Source organism: Streptosporangium sp. CA-135522 (assembly GCF_050949235.1).
GTDB lineage: Bacteria > Actinomycetota > Actinomycetes > Streptosporangiales > Streptosporangiaceae > Streptosporangium.
The window spans coordinates 1,932,444-1,950,957 of record NZ_CP192026.1; the positions used below are offsets into that span (position 1 = coordinate 1,932,444).

Below are 18,514 nucleotides of genomic sequence, written 5' to 3' on the forward strand. Positions count from 1 at the left end.
AATGCTGATGATGTGAGGATGGAGCGCTTCAAGCGCTCCGTCCTTCGGGCGTTTCCACGCCGGAGGAAGCGGACGACCGTCGAGCGGCTCCGCCGGTTGACCGTCTGGTCGCTGATCACCGGTGTGCTCCTCATCTGGGCCGGCGTCCTCTCCGGGATCATGGCGGAGGTGAAGCCGAAGCCGGTGCCCGTCCTGGTCCTCGGGCTGCTCGGGCTGGTCGTCTTCAGCGTCCTCTACATGAGGATGGTGAGGGCGGCCATCGCCGGGATCGCGGCCAACCGCGAGATCGTGGCTTCGGCGGCGCTCGGGGTCGCCATCCTGCTGATCCCGGACGCCCAGCTGTGGACCTGGGGACTGATCGCCCCGGCCTGGGCGTCGGGTGCGGCGCTGCTATTGGGCAGGACCGGCACGTTCGTCGCCGGCCTGGGCGCGACCGTGGGCGCCCTGCTTCTCACATCGGTCGGAGACGACCCCACCTCTGTCCTCGTCCGCATGCTGGTCTCGCCGCTCGCGAGCGAGGACGTGCTCCCTCTCGTGGTCGCCTTCCTCGGAGCCGCTTTCGGATTGCCCTGCGCGAACCGGTTCCAGCTCTGGTTCTGGGAGGTCGTCAGGCTGGCGGAGGAGGGCAAGGAGGCTCAGGCGCGGCTGGCCGTCACAGAGGAGCGGCTCCGCTTCTCCCGCGACCTGCACGACCTGGTCGGGCACAGCCTGTCCGCGATCGCGGTCAAGAGCGAGGTGGCCGTCAAGCTGTCGAAGGTGGACGCCGAGCGGGCGTCCGGTGAGATGGACGAGGTGCGTGCGCTGGCGAGGGAGGCGCTGAAGGAGATCCGCACGGCGGTGCGCGGCTACCGGACCGTCGACCTCGACGCCGAGCTTCGCAGCATGGTCGCGGTGCTGGAGGCCGACGGCATCCGCTGCACACTGGAGACCCCGCCGGAGCAGGTGCCCGAGGAGTTGGGCACGCTGCTGGCCTGGGTGGTTCGCGAAGGCACCACCAACGTGCTGCGGCACAGCTCGGCGACCCGGTGCCGGATCTCGATCACGCTCCGCGACGACGCGGCCGTGCTGGAGATGACCAACGACGGCGTGACCGGGACGGGCGGGCGCGGCACCGGCCTCATCGGGATGTCGGAGCGGGTGGCCGCCAGGGGAGGCGTCATCAACGCCGGTGCCGCGGGCGCCGGCGAGTTCAGACTGCGGGTGTCGATCCCGCTGGAGGGAGTTCGATGATCCGGGTGCTGCTGGCCGACGACGAGCATCTGATCCGGGGGGCGATCGCCACGCTGCTGGGCCTGGAGCCGGACATCGAGGTGGTGTCCGAGGTGGCCAGAGGCGACCTGGTGGCGCAGGCCGTAGAGGATCACCACCCCGACGTGATCGTGCTGGACATCGAGATGCCGGGGATGGACGGGCTGAGCGTGGCCGAGACGCTTCCCGGACACGCGGTGCTGATGCTGAGCAGTTTCGGGCGGCCCGGCTATCTCAGGAGGGCGCTCGCGGCGGGAGTGCGCGGGTTCATCCCCAAGGACGCCTCCGCCGCCGAACTGGCCACGGCGATCCGTAAGGTGAACTCCGGCGGGCGCTATCTCGACCCCGAGATGGCCGCCTCGGCGATGATGGCGGGGGAGAGCCCGCTCACCGAGCGGGAGCGCGACGCCCTGGCCCTCGCCTCGCGAGGTGCCTCGGTCGGTGAGATCGCCGCCTCGCTGCATCTCACCGAGGGCACCGTGCGCAACTACCTGTCCAGCGCCATCACCAAGCTGGGCGCCACCAACCGGATCACCGCCATCCGCCTCGCCCAGGAAAAAGGTTGGCTCTGAACAGAATTTTTCCTTTGGGGTGGGGCAGGGGAAGCACATGGTGGTAGGTAGCGTGCGGCCGGGAAGGCGCGAGGTCCGCATTCGCCATCACGCTGTGGCATCACGTAGATGTGGTGCGTGATCGCCTGGTCGCGGTGACGTGCCGAGATGACGTCCGTCCCGCGGTCCGGCCCGAGGAGCCTGAGGAGGAGGCATGCGCGTCCCCGGAAACCCCGAGGCCCAGGTGGTCAGTGTCGGCAACCGACTCGACGTGGGCACCGTCGCCGGAGTGCGCCCGCGACTGCACGAGGCGGTCGATTCGGGCGACGGTGATCTGATCGTGGATCTTTCCGGGCTGGAGATGATCGACGCCACCGGCCTCGGCGTGCTGGTGGGCACGCATCGCCGCGCGCTGGGCGCCGAGCGCCGCCTCATTCTGCGCGGGGTTCCGCCGCGGATCATGCGCGTGCTGGCGGTGACCCGGCTCAACCGGGTGCTCACCGTCGAGCTTCCCGAGGTCGCGGTGGCCTGACGCCGCTCGTGCGGCGGTGCTCCGCCGTCCCGGGACCGGTCGTGGGCGCCTCGCGTGCCGGACCGGGTCATGTCATGAAGGATCGGTAGAAGATGTGCACGGCGGTGTCGATCAGCTGGTCGACATCGGGTGGGTCGTCGGCCAGAACCCACTCGATGAGCAGCTCCTGGAGCACGCCGATCATGCCCAGTGCCAGCAGGTGCTGGTTGGCCTTGACCCCCTCCGGCAGATCGACGACGTTGGCCTCGATCATCTGGCTGAAGGCCGCCACGGCCTGCTGTCGTGACCTGGTGAGATAGTCGCCCGCGCGGCGCACCTCCAGATGCATGATCCGGGCGCGGCGCCTGTCTTCGGTGACGAAGGTTATGTATCCGGCGATACCCGCCTCGACCCGGCTGAGTAGCGTGCCGGGTGCCTGGTCGATCGACTTCGACACCGACTGCAGCGTTTCCTGCACGCATCTGTCGTGCACCGCCTGCAGCAGCTCATTGCGACCAGAGAAACACTCGTAGAAGGCGCGATTGGAGATGCGGGCAGCCGCGCACAGCTTCTCGATCGTGGTCTCTGGGAAACCCGGATCGGAATAGAGAGTGTACGCCGCAGCGATCAAGCGCTCCCGGCGTTCCGCAAGCCGCTCCTCAGCCGACATTCCTCTGTAAGATCGCCCATTCATGTCAAGTCCCCATCGTCGGTGTGGGCTTGACAAATACTCGCTTTATCACTTCCACCTCATGATCCTGGCCCAGAATCCACCATTATGGGTGCAAGATCCTTTTTGTGGAAGAGTAAGTGTGCAATCGCTTGCGTCCTCCATGCAAGAAGGTAGCGAGCCTGACTAGTCAGTCAAGTTCTTGCCGTGCGCGAATGGACGAGGCAGGATCACCCGGCAGCGCACGACGAACTCGAAAAGGCACAACCCACCCACGATAGACCGGGTTCGACGTCTGGTAAACCATCGCTTACCGGGTGAGGAGTCCCCGATCCAGCGCCGTGGTCACGGCGGCGGTGCGGTCGGACACGCCGAGCTTGCCGAAGACGCGCAGCAGGTGCGTCTTGACCGTGGTCTCGCTGATGAACAGGGCCTTGCCGATCTCCGCGTTGGTCAGCCCCCGGGCCACCAGGGAGAGCACCTCGGCCTCACGCGGCGACAGCGACTCGCTCACCGGTGCACGCATCCGGGTGACCAGCCGCGTCGCCACCGACGGCGACAGCACGGTCTCGCCCCGCGCCGCCGAGACGATCGCGGCCAGCAGGTCGGCCCTGGAGGTGTCCTTCAACAGGTATCCGGCGGCTCCCGCCTCGACCGCCCGCACGATGTCCTGGTCGGTCTCATAGGTGGTCAGCACGATCACCCTGCTCTCCGGTCGCGCGGCGAGGATGCGCGAGATGGCGCTCACCCCGTCCCCGTTCGGCATGCGCAGGTCCATCAGGATCACATCGGGTTCGAGCTCCCCGGCCCGCACGACCGCCTCGTCCCCCGATGCGGCCTCGCCGACCACGGTGATCCCGGGATCGGCCTCCAGCATGCCTCGAAGGCCCTCCCGAACCACCGGGTGGTCATCGACGATCATCACGTGCAGCACCTGTCACGCTCCCTGGGCGGGCCGGTCGGTAAGTGGATCGGTGAGGGGGACGGCGGACCGACCGGGGACCGGGTCGGCGGGCGGGGTTGCGGACGGGACTGTGGACGGGCTGGCGGGCGGGGTTGCGGACGGGACTGTGGACGGGTCGGCGGGCGGGGTTGCGGACGGGGCTGTGGGCGGGTCGGCGGGCAGGACGACCTCAAGGAGAGTGCTCTCGCCCGGGGAGCCGGTCAATGTAAGGCTGCCGCCCGCCTGCTCCACGCGGGCGCGCATGCCGCGCAGGCCGTACCCCTCGGCGGTGGAGGGATCGAACCCGCGTCCGTCGTCGCGCACCTCCAGCACCAGCGCCTCCCGGCCGTAGGACACCGAGATCTCCACCCGGCTCGCCGCCGCGTGCTTACGCACGTTCGCCAGCGCCTCCTGGGCGGCCCGGACGAGCACCACCTCGGTGGGAGGCGGCAGCGGGCGCGAGTCTCCGCGGACGGCGAAGGCCGCGGCGATCCCCGTCTCCTGCCTGAGCCGGTCGGCCAGCCGTGCCATCGCCTCGTCCAGCGTGGAGCCGTCCAGCGGCGCCGGGCTGAGCGCGGCCACCAGCGCCCTGGCCTCGGCCAGGTTCTCGCGCGCGGTCTGTACGGCCAGCGCCATGTGACGGGCCGGATCGGGCTGGGCCTCGGCGGCCTGCAACAGCATGATGATGCTGGTGAAGCCCTGCGCCAGGGTGTCGTGGATCTCCCCGGCCAGACGCGCGCGCTCGGCCAGGGCCCCGCGCTCGGCCGAGAGCCTGGACACCTCGGCCCGTTGCGCCTCCAGCTCCCCGATGAGGGCCGCCCGTTCCTCGCTCTGCTCCATGATCCGCTCCATCCAGAGGCCGAACACGGCGGAGAAGAAGATCACGATCGTGGTGACGGTCAGGAAGCCGAACGGCCCGTCCTTCTCGACGGTCAGGAAGCGGACCGCCGGGGCGACGTTCAGCGCGACCACCACCAGGACCGCCCACCTGGCCCGCAGCACCATGAAGCACTGCGGGCACAGGCCGAACAGGGCGAACGCGATCGAAGGCTCGATGAGCGTCGCCGGGGTGAACAGGGCGACCATGACGGCGAGATAGACCACACCCCGCCGCCGGTCCTCGGCCAGGATCGCCGGCCGGCCGAACAGGAAGTAGACGGGGATGATCGCGGTCACGAGGCCGATGGCGACGATCTTCTTCCCCACCGGGAGGTCACCCACCGTGATGAACGCCGCCGGTATGAACGTCGCGGTGACAAGGAGCAGCTCCCAGCCGCGCAGCGAGTGCCAGACGTGCGGCCCGGACGGGTCGGCGGGGCGACCGTACCGGATGAGCGGGCCTATCCGTCGCGGCGGCCCTTCCAGCGGAACGTCAGCAGGCACAGCACCAGTCCTCCGACGACCCAGGCGGCCAGGATCAGGGCGACCCGGTCGAGTTCGTACGATTTCGCGATCTCCAGTGTGGCACCGGCGTCACCCAGGAACACCGACCGGAAACCCTGGCACATCCACTTGAGCGGGAAGATCGAGGAGATGTTCACCAGCCAGACCGGAAGCTGGGCGACGGGGATGAACACCCCGGAGATGAACTGCAGCACCACGAACGGCATGGCGATCACCGCGCTGGCGCTCTTTCCCGACCGGGGCAGGCTGCTGGCCGCGACGCCGAGGAGAGAGGAGCCGATCACACCGAGCGTGAACACCCAGGCGAAGGTCAGCCAGGTGGAGATCGCGGAGGGCAGTTTCAGGCCGAACAGCGTGACGCCGACGATCAGCAGGATCACGACCTGGAAGAACGAGATGGTCAGGGTGTTGAGCGCCTTGCCGATGAAATAGGAGCCGGGCGGCAGCGGCGTGCCCCTCAGCCGCTTGAGCGTGCCGTCGTCGCGGTCGACCGTGATGCCGATGCCGAGGTTCTGGAACCCCGTCATCGCCGCCGAGCCGATCAGCCCTGCCACGTAGAACTGGGAGAAGCTGAGGCCGGTTCCCTCCAAGTCGCCCGCGAAGATCGAACCGAAGATCACCAGCAGGACGATCGGAAAGGCGAAGGTGAAGATGACCGCGTCCTTCTCCCGGAAGAACATCTTGGTCTCGAAGGCCGCCCGCGACAGCCCCAGCCGTATCGCGGAGGGCGGGCCGGCGGTGCGGGGCCGGGTGGGGACCCGGGTCACGGTCTGGCTCATGAAACGATCACCTCGGGGGTTGGAAGGTCGGGGGAAAGGCGGAGGGGCGTGGCGCGGGCGCGTTCATGAGGCGGCTCCGACGGGCCGTGCCACCAGAGGGTCCCGATGAGCGGAGTTCATGAGGTGGCTCCGATGAGCCGCGTTCACGAGAGGGTCCCGATGAGCGGAGTTCATGAGGTGGCTCCGACGGGCCGCGTTCACGAGAGGGTCCCGACGAGCTGGAGGTAGACGTCCTCCAGGGAAGGGCGGGTCACGGTCAGCTCGGGCACCTCGCCGTCGAAGCGGTGGGTCAGCTCAAGCACGGTCCTGGTCGGAGTGTCGGTCTCCAGCGAGTGATGCTCGCCCTCCTCGGACCAGCTCACCCTGGCCATCGCGGTGGCACGGCCACCCAGGGTGGCGGGCTCGCCCTCGGCCACGACGCGCCCCGCCGACACCACGGCCACCCGGTCGGCCAGCGCCTCGGCCTCATCCAGATAGTGGGTGGTCAGCACGATCGTGGTCCCCTGACGGGCCAACCCCTCGATCAGGCCCCAGAACTGCCGGCGGGCCTCGGGGTCGAAACCGGTGGTCGGCTCGTCGAGGAAGAGCAGTTCCGGATCGCCTATCACGCCCAGCGCCACGTCCAGACGGCGCCGCTGGCCGCCGGAGAGCTGACGGATCCGGCTGCCCGCCTTGTCCGTCAGGCCGACCTGTTCGATGACCTCGTCCGGATCCTTGGGCGCGGGGTAGTAGCCCGCGAAGTGCCGTACGGTCTCCCGCACGGTCGCCTCGGCCACGTCGTTGGCCGTCTGCAGCACCACACCGATCCGGGAGCGCCACTCCCGGGTCGGCCTGCCCGGATCGACGCCGAGAACGCTGACCTCACCGGCATCCCGGGTCCGGTACCCCTCCATGATCTCCACCGTGGTGGACTTTCCCGCCCCGTTCGGCCCGAGGATCGCGAACACCTCGCCCACGTGGATGTCGAGGTCGATGCCCCCGACCGCCTGCACGTCGCCGTAGCGCTTGGCCAGGCCCCGCACCGTCACCGCTGTCGTCATGCCCCAATCGTGGTCCGGGCGCGGCTGCCGCGGCACCGACGATCGGTGGAACGGGTGTCCTCCGTTCGGAGGACACGCTCGCGTCCGATGGAGGTGCTCGCATCACCGGAGGCGGCCCGGGATACCGGCGGAGGTCGCCAGGGTCGTCCGGAGGGCGTGGCGCGGACCCGGCCGGGTGCCGGTGGGACGCGGGCAGGTGAGGGGCGTTACGGCGGGCACAGCGCGCACCGGTGGAGCGTGCTTCCCACGGACCCCGGCCCCCTGCGGCGCGGGGGGCCGGTGGGTTCGCCGTAAACGACGGCGGGAACCCGGGCGGATTCAGAACGCGGGCTCAGAAGTCGGAACCCGGGCTCAGAAGTCGGAACCCGGGCTCAGGAGTCGGAACGCGGAACGCCCGCTCAGAACAGGGTGTCGTTGCGCTCGATGCCACGCAGCTCGTCGTAGTCCAGGGTCACACAGCGGATGCCGCGGTCCTCGGCCAGCGTCTTGGCCTGCGGGGCGATGGCCTGCGCGGCCAGGATGCCGGAGACGGGGGCGAGCAGGGGATCGCGGTTCATCAGCTCCAGGTAACGGGTCAGCTGCTCCACGGCGTCGATGCCCGCGCGGCGCTTGAGCTCCACGGCCACGGTCGCTCCCGTGTGGTCGCGGCAGAGGATGTCCACCGGGCCGATCGCCGTCATGTATTCGCGGCGGACCAGCGTCCAGCCCGCGCCCAGCGTGGTGATGTGCTCGGCCAGCAGCTCCTGCAGGTGGGCCTCGACGCCGTCCTTGATCAGACCGGGGTCCACGCCCAGCTCATGGCTGGAATCGTGGATGATCTCCTCCATGGTGAGCACGAGCTTCTCGCCGGTCTTGCCGTGGGTCACCGTCCAGGTGCCCTCCTCCTCACGGAGCTTGCACGGCGGGTTCATCCAGTTCAGCGGCTTGAAGGCCCGATCGTCGGCGTGGATGGACACCGAGCTGTCGGCTTTCAAGATCACCAAACGAGTTGCCAGTGGTAGATGGGCAGATAGACGGCCTATGTAGTCCACCGTGCAGCGAGCGATGACGAGACGCATGAAGGCAAGGCTAGTCCCCCGAAGAAGTTCGCAGGGCTGGCCCGAGAGACAAGCTGACCGCAGGGAAGCCTGGCTCTACCACCGACGTGGCACGGCATGCCGCTCTCGCTCGTCAGCTCATGGGACACGTAGGGCCATTGCTGCCTAGAAACAGGACGCAGACAGGCGTGTACACGGTTCATGCTGATCTACTCGCTTCCCTTGACTGCCCTGCTTCCACCGGTCAGGCTCGCGAATACGCAAATCCGTGCACACCCCCAACACGGGAGGCCACCGTGGCGCTACGGTTTATCGGAATCGACCCCGACACCAACGGCGATAACTGCCCTTCGGTCTGGGTGGACGACACAGACGGCAGCATCGTGATTCAAGGATGGGAAGTGACCGACTCCGCCGCCCTGGCGCAAGTCGCCGCGCGTAGCCCCATACCGGATCATGAGAAGGTCGTCCGGATTCCCCGACGCATGGCGTCGATGCTCATGGAGGCGTGTGGTGCCGAAGCCGCAAGCGACGTTCGTTGACCTGATCGGCGAGTGCCATCACACGGCGATCCATCTGGAGATGCGGGACGCATACACCCCGGATGACCCCGTATATCTCGACTGGAAAGCCGGACGGCAGATAGACGCGGTAGAGCGGTGGCCCGAATGGGTCAAGCTCGCCCGCGAGACGATCGCCCGAGGCGTAAGTATCCGCCGGGCACGCATCGTGTCCGAACCGATCACCGAGTTCATCCGGTATGAGTACGAACTCACGGAGCCTCTGAACACCGGAATCGGTGAGCTGGTGAAGTGGCTGCCCCGGCGGCAGGCATCGGACATCGCGTTGCCCGGTAATGACTTCTGGCTATTCGATGACCGTTTGGTTCGCTTCGGTCACTTCTCCGGAGATGGGCATTACCTGGGTGATGAAGTGTCTGAAGATCCGGCCGTGATCAAGCTCTGTGCTTCGGCGTTCGAAGCAGTGTGGGAACGAGGGATTCCACACGAGGCGTACCGGCCCGCCTAGCCTTCTTCCTGCACGTGGGTACCTCTCCCTCTTCCAGCGTTCAGCAAGCCCGTCAACGGGTTGCCCAGCGCCTGCGTGACATCCGCCTGGACTCAGGCTTGACTGCGCGGGCGCTGGCAACGGCGGCAGGCTGGCATGAGTCCAAATGCTCCCGCCTCGAACACGCCCGGACGCCGCCCTCTGACGCGGACATTCGGGACTGGTGCCGGATCTGTGGGGCTGAGGATCAGACGGCGGATCTGATCGCCGCATCCCGAGCGGCTGACTCCATGTATGTCGAGTGGCGTCGACTCCAACGCTCAGGGCTACGCCAGTTGCAAGAGTCGAGGATGCCTCTGTATGAGGCGACTCGGCATTTCCGGATCTACTGCTCTCAGGTGGTGCCGGGGCTTCTCCAGACTCCGGGGTACGCGGGCGCGCTGCTGTCAGCGATCAGCGTCTTTCACGAGACACCGAACGATGTAGAGGACGCCGTAACGGCGCGAGTTGCCCGCTCGCGGGTGCTATACGAAGGTGATCACCGTTTCGCGGTCCTGGTCGAAGAGTCCGTGTTGCGCTACCGCGTCGGCGATGCCGAAGTGATGGCCGGGCAGCTCGGACACCTGTTGGCCGTCATGTCGCTGCCTTCCGTCTCCCTAGGAGTGATCCCTTTTACCGCGTTGCGCCGCATGTGGACGCTAGAGGGCTTCAACATCTTCGATGACACGCGAGTACACGTAGAGCTGCTGACGGCGGCAGTAGCCGTCACGGAGCCCGCAGAGGTAGCCATGTATGGCAGGGGCTTCTCTGAGCTTGCGGAGAGCGCCGTGTACGGCGGGCAGGCCCGAAGTTTGATCACAGCAGCAATCGACGCTCTCAGATGAGGGCGTGCAAGTTCGTACACATTCGTTGAGAGGCGTTGTCCGCCGTTTCTACCGTCTTCAACATGACAACCGGGCAGACAGCAGCAGAGCCCCGTACAGAAGAACGTGAGAACGACGACACCTCGGATCCCGCCGGGCAGGAGTCACCCCCCGAGACGTTGCGTCGCCTCGCGGAGCTGGTGAACGCGCAAGGGGTACGTACGTCAATCGGCCACCGGGTGGGACTCCGCCTCTACGGTGACCGCCCCGACCCGTTCCCCCGGTCCGATCGCTTCGAGCTTGTCGCCCACAGTCCCGGCGGTTGGGAAGTGGCGACGGTAACCGTAGGGGAGCGCACCGGCCGCTACATGGTCTCGCTCCCCACGATCGGGGTTGAGTGCCAGTCGGTGAGCCCGGACGTACCGGGCGCGGTGGTGGACCTGATCCTCGCGGCGATGCCGAAGGAAGCCGCATGAGGGAGATCCCGGAGTTCGACGTGATCGAACGCGACGGCACTTGGGAAGCCCGGTTCACCGGCACCCCTGAGACGGCCGACGCTGACGTGACCGCCGAGACGTTCCATGAGCTTGAGATGGGATGTCTGGTCGCGCGGGTGGCGTGGTTGATCGCGCCGAACTGGAAGGCGAGATGACCCGCTCCGCGATGACACGGACCGCCCTCCACAAGCCCTACGTCACGCCGTACGCCGAAGAGACTCTTGATCTGCCGCTCGCCTTCGAATGGGCGGCGGGAGAGCCCCGGCTGACCTACCGCGACGCGCTTCCGCAGGATTGGATGTTCGGGGCGCTGTGGGTTCGGTGTGGCACCGCGCGGGACGGGAAGATCCTGTGGCCCATGGTTCACACGCTGCGTCAACGCCGGTGCATGCTGAAACGGCTGTGCCGGGTGTGTGGCCAGTCGGCGACAGACCCCGGCACCGGGCGTATCTGGTGGGTCATGCCCTCCGCTCTGCCCGGCGACGCGGCCACCTGGCCCACTGTTAACCCGCCCACTTGCAAGGCGCACCTTGTCGAGGCCCTGACTACCTGCCCGTACCTACGCAGAGGAGCGCCAGCCGTCTACACGGTCGGCGACTACTCTCCAATTGGAGTGCTGGCCGACCTGTACGGCGAGGACGACGACGGCCGGGTAGTGGAGACCCGCCATCAGATCGCCATCGGCCTGGACGAGTTCCACCTACTCCATCGGGCACTGGCCACACAGTTGATCGTCAGCCTGCATGACATACAACGGGCACCGAATCCAGCCAATCGCGGCTGACCGCCCCTTGAGGCTCCCCGACAGGGCGAGCGTCATTACTAATGGCACTCGCGCTGACCTGGCCTTTCTCATCGTCATCCAGGTAGCTCACCGCCTGGCGGCTGACTGCCCTTGAGACTCCCCGACAGGGGGCGCGACGGCACCGGGGAAGGCGATGTGTCCGTGCCCCTGTCGGGGCCTTTATCGTTACAGGCCGTGCCCGCCGGCCTTTGAGGCCGCAGGTCAGGGCGTTGCGCCCGTTCCGCGGTTTGTCACCCTACGTAAGGGTAGGCCCGGCTCGTTGATGATGTTGACCAGCGTGTTCCCGCCCTGAATATTGTTCAGGGCGGCGTTGACCTGCGAAGGATCAGGGAGTAGAGCCCAGACTCGCTGACGAACCACGGAGCCCTGCCACGCATAACATCGGTCTGGCCGATGTTTGCCCTGACCTGCTGTTTCTCGTCTTCGTCGAGCTTCAGCATGGCGTTGCTGACGTTCTGGATGCCCAAGACGTCGCAGATGTCCTTGGCCACCCACCAAGGCTCACCATCCCGCAGGACAACCCGTATGGCTGCGTCGTCGAACTGCCCCTAAAAGGACAGAAATTCGACCGGACAAACCTCGCATCTACGCACGTCAGACCGCCTTTACCGTGTGTAGTTAGAAAGTCCCAGTCCCGTAGGTACTGCGATGGACACCCCTCGCACGGTTCTCCTTTCGGGAGAACATGGGGGTACCCCCACCCTCTTACGGGTTCCTGGTTTCCTTGGTGCGCAAACAGAAATAGGCCCCCGTGATTACGGGGGCCTAGCCTGCTTTATGGGGGCCTACATTTCTAGATAGCTGTAATCGGTCTTACCCTTCCAGTAGCCCAACTGTTCATCGGGCTTATGAGACAAAGCTTCGTCGCGGAGTGCGTTGAATGCCTGGTGGACGTCAGTTCCTTCTGCCCACTCGAAGTTAGTGGGGAAGGCAACCCTCTCATAGTCCCTATCTCTGAAACGCTCCGTATAGAACGGTCCGTGATCTTCAGACCACTTCATGACTCCAAGCGCTTCGCTGTACCCCCCTCGTGCCTTGAGAACGATTTTGTGGCTATCAATGTAGGCGGCTGACTTGATGTCTACGTCCGATGCGGCCAACGCATGGATAGCATCGAAGCTCTCGGCAAGCACGTCAGCTAGGGCATGTTTAGCTTCGGCGATGAGATCGAACATCGCGGCAATACGTCGCTCTAGCTCGTCCCGCTTAGCTTCCAACTCGGGCACCTGAGAAGCAGGGAGATCCTTCCCCTTCGCTACTGCCTCGATATCGGCCAAGCGGTCGGCTTCTGTGGCGTCAATAATTTGCTGCTCGATCAGGTCCTTATCGGCCCTTAGCATTGTTCGGGTAGCCATTAGGTCCCGAAGCTTCTTATCGGCTTTGCGTACTCCTGCCGGAAGATACCTTTCCGGAGGGAGCGGGATGTTGGTGTACTCAATCGCCTGACGATACTTCATCACTACACTCCTACGGGCTGTACGGATTATCTGATTCCGAGAATGGTGTTCAGGTGGCCCGCTTCGCGAGCCGCGTTGATCTGCTCATGCGTCATGTTTGCCAGGTCGTCACGAGTGAGCTGCTTTGCTTCACTGGTACCGTCTATAATCTCGCGGATCACAGTTTCCGGATCGGCTTGCAGCCTGAGAGCAAGCCGCGCCTTCTCTAGCACGTCCCGCTGAGCTTCCGCTTCAGCTACGGCCATGCGCTGTTCAAGTTTTCCGGGCCGAACCCAGCGAGGGTTACTAATCATCGTTTCAAGCTTGCCAGCCTCGCGGGCCGCGTTAATCTGGTCGTGTGTCATACCTCTGAGGTCTTCCCGGTCTAGCTGACCGGTGAAAATCTCGTCATGCTCATTCATTGTGTTACCTCATTCGTGGTTAGGCGGCCTGTAGGTAAGGCCCATACTCGCCGTGATCGGACACGGCGATACTTCCCGCTTCAAGAGCGCGCTTGTAAGCGTTGGATACTTCATCGTCCAGAAAGTGGCTACCGTTCGAACCTTCGTAAACAGGATCGACGGAACACCCGCAAGCCGGGTGGATCGGCATTAGGTCGCCACGGCTGTATGTGTTCGTTGCGGCGACCACGCATAGAGGGCAGTGGTTCGGCTTGTCGGAGAGAACGCGTTTGTAGCCGACGATTCGCTCATCGGCTTCCATCGCCGCCTGTGCGGCGCTGCGCGACGCTAGTTGTAGGTCGGTCTCGATCGACTTTGCTAGTCGGCTGGCTTCCGCCTGGACGGCGTCGTTATACCGCTTGCCTTTGCTTAGGTCCGTCCATAGGCGGTGGAATGGGCGCGTGTATACGTCCTCTAGTGGGACGTCGTTGACGCGGCCTCGGATGCGGGACAGATCAATCACGGGGGCCGGGCGGCCCGTTCGTAGTATCGACACCTCGCGTAGGAGATCGACGGTAAAGGCCGCCTCCTCCTGCTGTCCCCGGCGTACTAGCGGCACTACGTCGGCAAGCCACGGGCCGATAGACGCGTCTTGGTGGGTAGGGAGGCCCTTCCACAGCCTTAGAGCTGTTCTTACGAGACTGGCGCGCATGGACAGGCGGGGCCTGTCGTATCGTCGTCTGATTTCATTCAGGGCCGGGGGCATCGAGTGTCACCCGCTTCCGCTTGCCGCACAGGCCGCAGTCGCAGGGCAGGCTGTCAAGCCTTGCCCGGTTGTGCATGGCCACTCTCGTCTTGTGCGAGATCTCTCGGAGAGCCGCCCACCATGCAAAGGCGTAGGCGTTTCCGCTCTCTGCCGTAGTGGCTACCGCGCGCCACTCCTGGGCGCTGTTATCGGCTTCGGTGCGCATCTGGACAAGCTCTGTGATTGTCAGCGCGTCGTATACGAGATTCATCGTCGTACCCTCTCTCTCGTTCCTATATATCGAGGTTGGACATGACAAAGCCCCCCACGGTCCGAATCCGTGAGGGGCTTGAATCGTCAACCCGTAGAGAGCCCGAATCGCTTCGGGCATATATCCAGTCGCGTCACGCTAACAAGATGCTGGTAAGAGCATTTACCACTCGTCTAGGTCGTCGTCCCAATCAGGGCCGCCAGCAACCCCGGCCCGTAGGCATTGTGGCGAGCATGCGTTTATATGCCCTTGGTGGTGCCGAAGGTCCTGGACCTTTAGGCACCCATCGCATGGGCCGTAGAGCGAGTGGTACCCGTGCGGCCGGGCTCGCCTGGCCCGCATCGCTTCCCGTGCGGTCTCTCTGCGTCGTGCCTGTCGGCACGTGTCACAGAAGCGCCTACGGCCTTTAGCGGGCCGGGGGTAGGGAAGTGGCCCCCGGCACCGCGAGCATGCGTCTACGTCGTTCTCAGGGCCTTCGGTAAGGCCCTGTTCTCCAACGGAGTCCACAAGCTGTTCCTTACTGCTGCCCCTCGGGCAGCGAGGTAGCCAACGGAATCAAAGTGGGCGCAAGCCCGCATAGCTAACGAGCTGGCCAACAAACAGGGGCAGCCACATAAGACGGCATGCCCTAGTCCACCGGAAGTTAAGTAAGGGCCACCAGGCCCACTAATTCGCTACCGACGATCCCCGAAGGATCGGCGGAATCAAGTGACTATGTAAGCCGGAATCCCCGGAGGATTCCGAAGCTAGCCAAGCTGGTCTTAACTCACTGACGACCTTTGAGGGTCGCCAGTGCTAGCTTCCTTACTCAAACCCCGTTGCTAGCAGCCCCTTTGAAGGGCTGCGCTAGTTAGCTAGCTTCACTCGTTCGGCCCGATGGCCGGACTGGTGGGCGGCCGGTAAGGCCGCAATAAATAAGCTAGGTTTATTGGCTGCGGCGACCCTTTGAAGGGGGTCGCTACTGTGGACACCCTTTGCTCGGCCCGGTGGCCGAACTAGCGCGGCCCGGCAGGGCCGCAATAGCTAAGAACGCTTCTATCTAGAGGCAGCCTTAGGGGCTGCTAATCGTTCTTAAGCTAGAACCCCTTACTGCTCTTGCCCGATGGGCGCTTTAAAGGCAAGAGCTAGTCGTGGGGTGGGGTGAGGTACGAACCCCTTAGGGGAACCCACTCACCCGCCCACCCACCCGGCTAAGCGGCCATGTTCTGAGCTGCCTCAGTCAGCACCCAGGCCCCGGCCCCGGCCTGCTCGACAGGTATCGCACCCTTGAGCCGTGACCGGTACGTCTCGTGGCTACCGCCGAACTTGGCGGCAAGCTCCATAGCGGCTTTCCGCTGCGTCATTCCCTGACAATGCTCGACCACGAACCGGGCGTGCTTAAGATTGATGTCCATCGTCGCCCCGTCGCGTTTCTGTCTCCGTTCGGCTTTCTCCTGGTCGGGAGAGTCCCACGGGTTAGCGATCCTGAATCGCAACCCTTCGGAGTCATCCAGGTGGAGACGGCAAGCCTGCTCGGCAACGTGGTTGCCGCTTACCGTCAACTTGTGCGTACCCGCGCCTTGTCTGTTCTTCTCCAGCCGGAGAATCATTCTCGGCCATGATGTGATGAACGTTGAACCGTTCATCGCCTTACCGGCCCCGCTCATTCCAGGCTTGTTCGCGTGATGCACAAGGATCACAGGAATTCCCTGACGAATCATTTGGGTAAGCATGCCCATGGTAGGCCGGACACCGTTCCGGTTGTTCATGTCCGCATCATCGGGCAAGAGGCCGTCGAGATTGTCGATGACCAACACGTCGGTGTTGCTGATCACTGCCTGCCGGTTGCCTTCATCTCGGATATCCGGAATCTCCCATAGGTTGCTAAAGGTGGGATCGAATACCTGGTAAAGATCGTCGAACTCTTCTAGTGCTCCGCCGTCTGTCAATGCTACGCCTACCCGTAGCGGCCCGCTTTCCGGTGTCACGTCAAGGAATGGAGCGCCGGTAGCGAGCGAGTACACAAGCTGAGACGTGAGAACTGTCTTACCGGCTTTTGGTTGTCCGTAGAGGATTGTCCCTGCGCGGGAAATCAGTCCGGGGATGAGGAACTTGCTCTGACCGTGGGCACGGCGGCGGGCAGCCGCCTCCCTTTTAGGTACTAGTGGAAAAGCGTTGTCACTCAATCTTTCGTTTCCTGTCGTCAATGGCGGCCAGGCCCTCGATACCTGACCGCCCTTCGTATGACCTCTAATTGGCTGTGGTAGCCGTAGACGGCTTGTCTTCCTGAGGCGTCGCTGTGGAGCTTTGAACGCAATCAGGGCATGCAAAAGGCCCCTGCTGCGGCGGGCACGCGAGGAACAAGTCCTGGTGCTCAACATATTGATGTCGCCCGCAGTGGGGGCCTGGCCACATACAACCATGTGACAAGAAGGTGGGCAAATTGGATGGGCGTAACACGTGTACACGCTTTTAAGAGAGAGCGTGTACACGCTTTCGAGAGATGCGACGGAGTATTTGTATGCCGTTGCTGCGTAACCTGTTAGCGAGACGTTAGGTTGCCCGTAGATGACGACAGGCCCCCGCCGTGACGGCGGGGGCCTGTGTGCCCTGCTCTCGCTTCCTACGTCTTGCTAAGGGTTCTACGTGGGTTGCTCGCTCTCCTGGCTATGTTCCATGGCCTGAGCCAAGCGGTCATGGGACTTGGTTCGCATCTCTGCTTCCGTGGTGCGTCGATCTGCCATAGCGTTCCCTGTCCACATATCGACCCCTTCGACAAAGCTGGGTTCCGCGCTTCCCGTATGTGCGTCATTAATGCGTTTGGCTAGGTGCTCTGGAGTGAAGATGTGAATCTCAGGGGCATTGGTCGCGCCAGCGAAGTAGAATCGGAATCCCGCTACGCGAAGCAACTCGGCGCGAGACTCCCATTCGGGGGTGCGGTTCCAGAGTTCGCGGTATGTCTCGCCGGTCCCTGTTTCGTCGTAGCGGGATGGAACAACGGGAATAGCTTCCAATTCCGCTATGGCCCGCTCGTGCTCTTCGATGGCTCGAATAGCATTGATGGCCCCGGTGCTACCGGGCTTGAGATACGCGAGGTTGCCGTTCAGGTTTTCGAGAGCTTCTTGAAGGCCCGCGATCTCTTTGGACCTATCGACGCCGGGAACGAACGCCCTAACGGTGACCTCTAGGTCTCCGGCAATGTTCATGAAGGCGTCGTCAATGTAGTCCTGTACGAAGTCTTTAGGCCACGACTTAACCCATTCGCATCGAGTGCCCAAGCTCCAGGTTCGGCACACATAGTAGCTGTAGTGGCGGGGGGTGCCGTCAGTCAGCTTCTTTGTCGACGAGTTGGAGTACAGCGGTTGTCCGCACTTGCAGAACACGACTCCCACGAGTGGCGTAGTTGCCCGAGCTAGACCTTTACCGCGCGTACGGCCTTCGATGACCTCCTGTAGCTGGTCGAACTCTTCTCGCGACAAGATGGGGTCGGCCCAAACGACGGGAAGCCCATCCTTCCGGCGAACCTCACCTTTGTGCATGGCATAACCCATAAGGGAAGGCTTGGTCAGAACGACTCTTAGGGAGGTGGTAGCCCAGCGGCTCCCCTTCACCTTGCTCTTGACCAGGTCGCGGCCTTCTGTGGCGTTGACGTGGCGCTGATAGTCGAGCGTGGTCAACACGCCCCGAGCGTTCCAGTCCTTCACGATGGTGCCCATTGAATGGTTCTGGTTGACGAGCCGTTCATACGCTTCGCGTACGAGAGGGCCGGTAACAGGGTCGATGGCCAGACGCCATCGGGTCGCGCCGTTGTGCTGGACGCGGACGGCCCGGTATCCGAAAGGCCAAGTGCCGCCGGGCCACAGGTTCTCTTCTCGGTAGTGCGCTGTCTGGTTCATTCTCTTCTCCCGGACCGCGTTCCGGTAGTTCGCCGCTTGAGACGCCTTGATGCCAGCGATCATCCGCCCGTTCGGGTCGGCGAGGTTGAACGACGGGTCATCCAGGATGATGACCGTCTTATCGTTTGCCAGAACCCAACCTACGAACTGATGCCAGTGAAGGTCATCACGAGAGATGCGGTCCTGGCTTGTGACCATCAGGGCGTCCCACTCGTGTACGAGGGGTTCAGCGAGCCAGCGCCCCAGTGACGGTCGCTGGTGAAGGTTCACGGCACCGGACACCGTCGCGTCTTCGACCCATCCCGCGACCGTGTGACGGCCCTTGCGGATCGCTTCCGCAAGCTGGACTTCCTGACGTTCGAGCGCTGACGACTGCTCAGAGTCTCGGCTGATCCTCTTGACCGCTAGCACGCGCATACGGCTGTCTCCT

Annotated in this window: 22 protein-coding genes and 1 pseudogene; 10 read left to right on the forward strand and 13 right to left on the reverse strand. The window is 64.3% G+C overall.

Features of this window, described 5'->3' with window-relative positions; translation table 11 throughout:
* Window positions 1-18 precede the first annotated feature (18 nt).
* The 3 genes from ACQPYK_RS09310 to ACQPYK_RS09320 all read left to right on the forward strand — a co-directional run bounded on the left by ACQPYK_RS09310 (window position 19) and on the right by ACQPYK_RS09320 (window position 2,331).
* Window positions 19-1,230, forward strand: a complete 1,212-nt coding sequence (locus ACQPYK_RS09310) for a sensor histidine kinase (protein ID WP_433253169.1) — start codon at window positions 19-21, stop codon at window positions 1,228-1,230.
* Complete coding sequence (locus tag ACQPYK_RS09315; RefSeq protein ID WP_433253171.1) at window positions 1,227-1,820, forward strand: response regulator transcription factor; 594 nt, start codon at window positions 1,227-1,229, stop codon at window positions 1,818-1,820. Before ACQPYK_RS09310 ends, ACQPYK_RS09315 begins: the two co-directional genes overlap by 4 nt.
* A gap of 193 nt (window positions 1,821-2,013) precedes the next feature.
* Window positions 2,014-2,331, forward strand: coding sequence for an STAS domain-containing protein (locus ACQPYK_RS09320; RefSeq protein ID WP_433253173.1), 318 nt, complete (start codon window positions 2,014-2,016; stop codon window positions 2,329-2,331).
* Window positions 2,332-2,398: 67 nt separating this feature from the next.
* Here the strand turns inward: ACQPYK_RS09320 and ACQPYK_RS09325 are convergent, their stop codons facing one another.
* The 6 genes from ACQPYK_RS09325 to nucS form a co-directional block, all read right to left on the reverse strand.
* Complete coding sequence (locus tag ACQPYK_RS09325) at window positions 2,399-2,980, reverse strand: TetR/AcrR family transcriptional regulator (protein ID WP_433253175.1); 582 nt, start codon at window positions 2,978-2,980, stop codon at window positions 2,399-2,401.
* 310 nt (window positions 2,981-3,290) lie between these two features.
* On the reverse strand, window positions 3,291-3,914 hold the full coding sequence (locus ACQPYK_RS09330) for a response regulator (protein ID WP_433253177.1): 624 nt from the start codon (window positions 3,912-3,914) through the stop codon (window positions 3,291-3,293).
* 3 nt (window positions 3,915-3,917) lie between these two features.
* Complete coding sequence (locus tag ACQPYK_RS09335; protein WP_433253179.1) at window positions 3,918-5,306, reverse strand: sensor histidine kinase; 1,389 nt, start codon at window positions 5,304-5,306, stop codon at window positions 3,918-3,920.
* Window positions 5,264-6,106: an ABC transporter permease gene (locus ACQPYK_RS09340; RefSeq protein ID WP_433253181.1), complete on the reverse strand. Its 843-nt coding sequence runs from the start codon at window positions 6,104-6,106 to the stop codon at window positions 5,264-5,266. The genes ACQPYK_RS09335 and ACQPYK_RS09340 overlap by 43 nt, the downstream gene beginning before the upstream one ends.
* 197 nt (window positions 6,107-6,303) lie before the next feature.
* The gene (locus ACQPYK_RS09345; RefSeq protein ID WP_433253183.1) at window positions 6,304-7,146 is read right to left on the reverse strand and encodes an ABC transporter ATP-binding protein; all 843 of its coding nucleotides are present in this window, start codon (window positions 7,144-7,146) and stop codon (window positions 6,304-6,306) included.
* Between the two features lie 398 nt (window positions 7,147-7,544).
* Window positions 7,545-8,204 (reverse strand): endonuclease NucS, encoded by a 660-nt coding sequence (gene nucS / locus ACQPYK_RS09350; protein ID WP_433253185.1) that lies wholly within the window; start codon window positions 8,202-8,204, stop codon window positions 7,545-7,547.
* A 275-nt stretch (window positions 8,205-8,479) separates the two neighbouring features.
* On the opposite strand from nucS, the gene ACQPYK_RS09355 reads away from it, so the two are divergent.
* The 7 genes and pseudogenes from ACQPYK_RS09355 (at window position 8,480) to ACQPYK_RS09385 (ending at window position 11,335) form a co-directional block, all read left to right on the forward strand.
* Entirely contained in the window at window positions 8,480-8,725 is a 246-nt protein-coding gene (locus ACQPYK_RS09355; RefSeq protein ID WP_433253187.1) for a hypothetical protein, read from the forward strand.
* Window positions 8,697-9,212: a DUF6879 family protein gene (locus ACQPYK_RS09360; RefSeq protein WP_433253189.1), complete on the forward strand. Its 516-nt coding sequence runs from the start codon at window positions 8,697-8,699 to the stop codon at window positions 9,210-9,212. Before ACQPYK_RS09355 ends, ACQPYK_RS09360 begins: the two co-directional genes overlap by 29 nt.
* A gap of 14 nt (window positions 9,213-9,226) precedes the next feature.
* Window positions 9,227-9,433 (forward strand): annotated as a pseudogene (locus tag ACQPYK_RS09365) (helix-turn-helix domain-containing protein); the annotation flags it as partial.
* Window positions 9,434-9,541: 108 nt separating this feature from the next.
* Entirely contained in the window at window positions 9,542-10,075 is a 534-nt protein-coding gene (locus tag ACQPYK_RS09370) for a DUF5753 domain-containing protein (RefSeq protein WP_433258740.1), read from the forward strand.
* Between the two features lie 62 nt (window positions 10,076-10,137).
* Complete coding sequence (locus ACQPYK_RS09375; RefSeq protein ID WP_433253191.1) at window positions 10,138-10,530, forward strand: hypothetical protein; 393 nt, start codon at window positions 10,138-10,140, stop codon at window positions 10,528-10,530.
* Complete coding sequence (locus tag ACQPYK_RS09380; protein ID WP_433253193.1) at window positions 10,527-10,706, forward strand: hypothetical protein; 180 nt, start codon at window positions 10,527-10,529, stop codon at window positions 10,704-10,706. The genes ACQPYK_RS09375 and ACQPYK_RS09380 overlap by 4 nt, the downstream gene beginning before the upstream one ends.
* Window positions 10,703-11,335, forward strand: a complete 633-nt coding sequence (locus tag ACQPYK_RS09385; RefSeq protein WP_433253195.1) for a hypothetical protein — start codon at window positions 10,703-10,705, stop codon at window positions 11,333-11,335. The genes ACQPYK_RS09380 and ACQPYK_RS09385 overlap by 4 nt, the downstream gene beginning before the upstream one ends.
* A 320-nt stretch (window positions 11,336-11,655) precedes the next feature.
* On the opposite strand, the gene ACQPYK_RS09390 is transcribed toward ACQPYK_RS09385, so the two are convergent.
* From ACQPYK_RS09390 to ACQPYK_RS09420, 7 genes are all read right to left on the reverse strand, one after another.
* The gene (locus ACQPYK_RS09390) at window positions 11,656-11,883 is read right to left on the reverse strand and encodes a BRO-N domain-containing protein (protein WP_433258741.1); all 228 of its coding nucleotides are present in this window, start codon (window positions 11,881-11,883) and stop codon (window positions 11,656-11,658) included.
* Window positions 11,884-12,141: 258 nt separating this feature from the next.
* On the reverse strand, window positions 12,142-12,813 hold the full coding sequence (locus tag ACQPYK_RS09395; RefSeq protein ID WP_433253197.1) for a hypothetical protein: 672 nt from the start codon (window positions 12,811-12,813) through the stop codon (window positions 12,142-12,144).
* Between the two features lie 26 nt (window positions 12,814-12,839).
* Complete coding sequence (locus tag ACQPYK_RS09400) at window positions 12,840-13,214, reverse strand: hypothetical protein (protein ID WP_433253199.1); 375 nt, start codon at window positions 13,212-13,214, stop codon at window positions 12,840-12,842.
* Window positions 13,215-13,233: 19 nt separating this feature from the next.
* On the reverse strand, window positions 13,234-13,716 hold the full coding sequence (locus tag ACQPYK_RS09405) for a hypothetical protein (RefSeq protein ID WP_433253201.1): 483 nt from the start codon (window positions 13,714-13,716) through the stop codon (window positions 13,234-13,236).
* A gap of 223 nt (window positions 13,717-13,939) precedes the next feature.
* Entirely contained in the window at window positions 13,940-14,209 is a 270-nt protein-coding gene (locus ACQPYK_RS09410; RefSeq protein WP_433253203.1) for a hypothetical protein, read from the reverse strand.
* A 1,190-nt stretch (window positions 14,210-15,399) separates the two neighbouring features.
* Entirely contained in the window at window positions 15,400-16,611 is a 1,212-nt protein-coding gene (locus ACQPYK_RS09415; RefSeq protein ID WP_433253205.1) for an AAA family ATPase, read from the reverse strand.
* Between the two features lie 219 nt (window positions 16,612-16,830).
* Window positions 16,831-18,501 carry a recombinase family protein gene (locus ACQPYK_RS09420; RefSeq protein WP_433253207.1) on the reverse strand — a complete coding sequence of 557 codons (1,671 nt, stop codon included), beginning with the start codon at window positions 18,499-18,501 and terminating at the stop codon, window positions 16,831-16,833.
* Window positions 18,502-18,514: the final 13 nt, after the last annotated feature.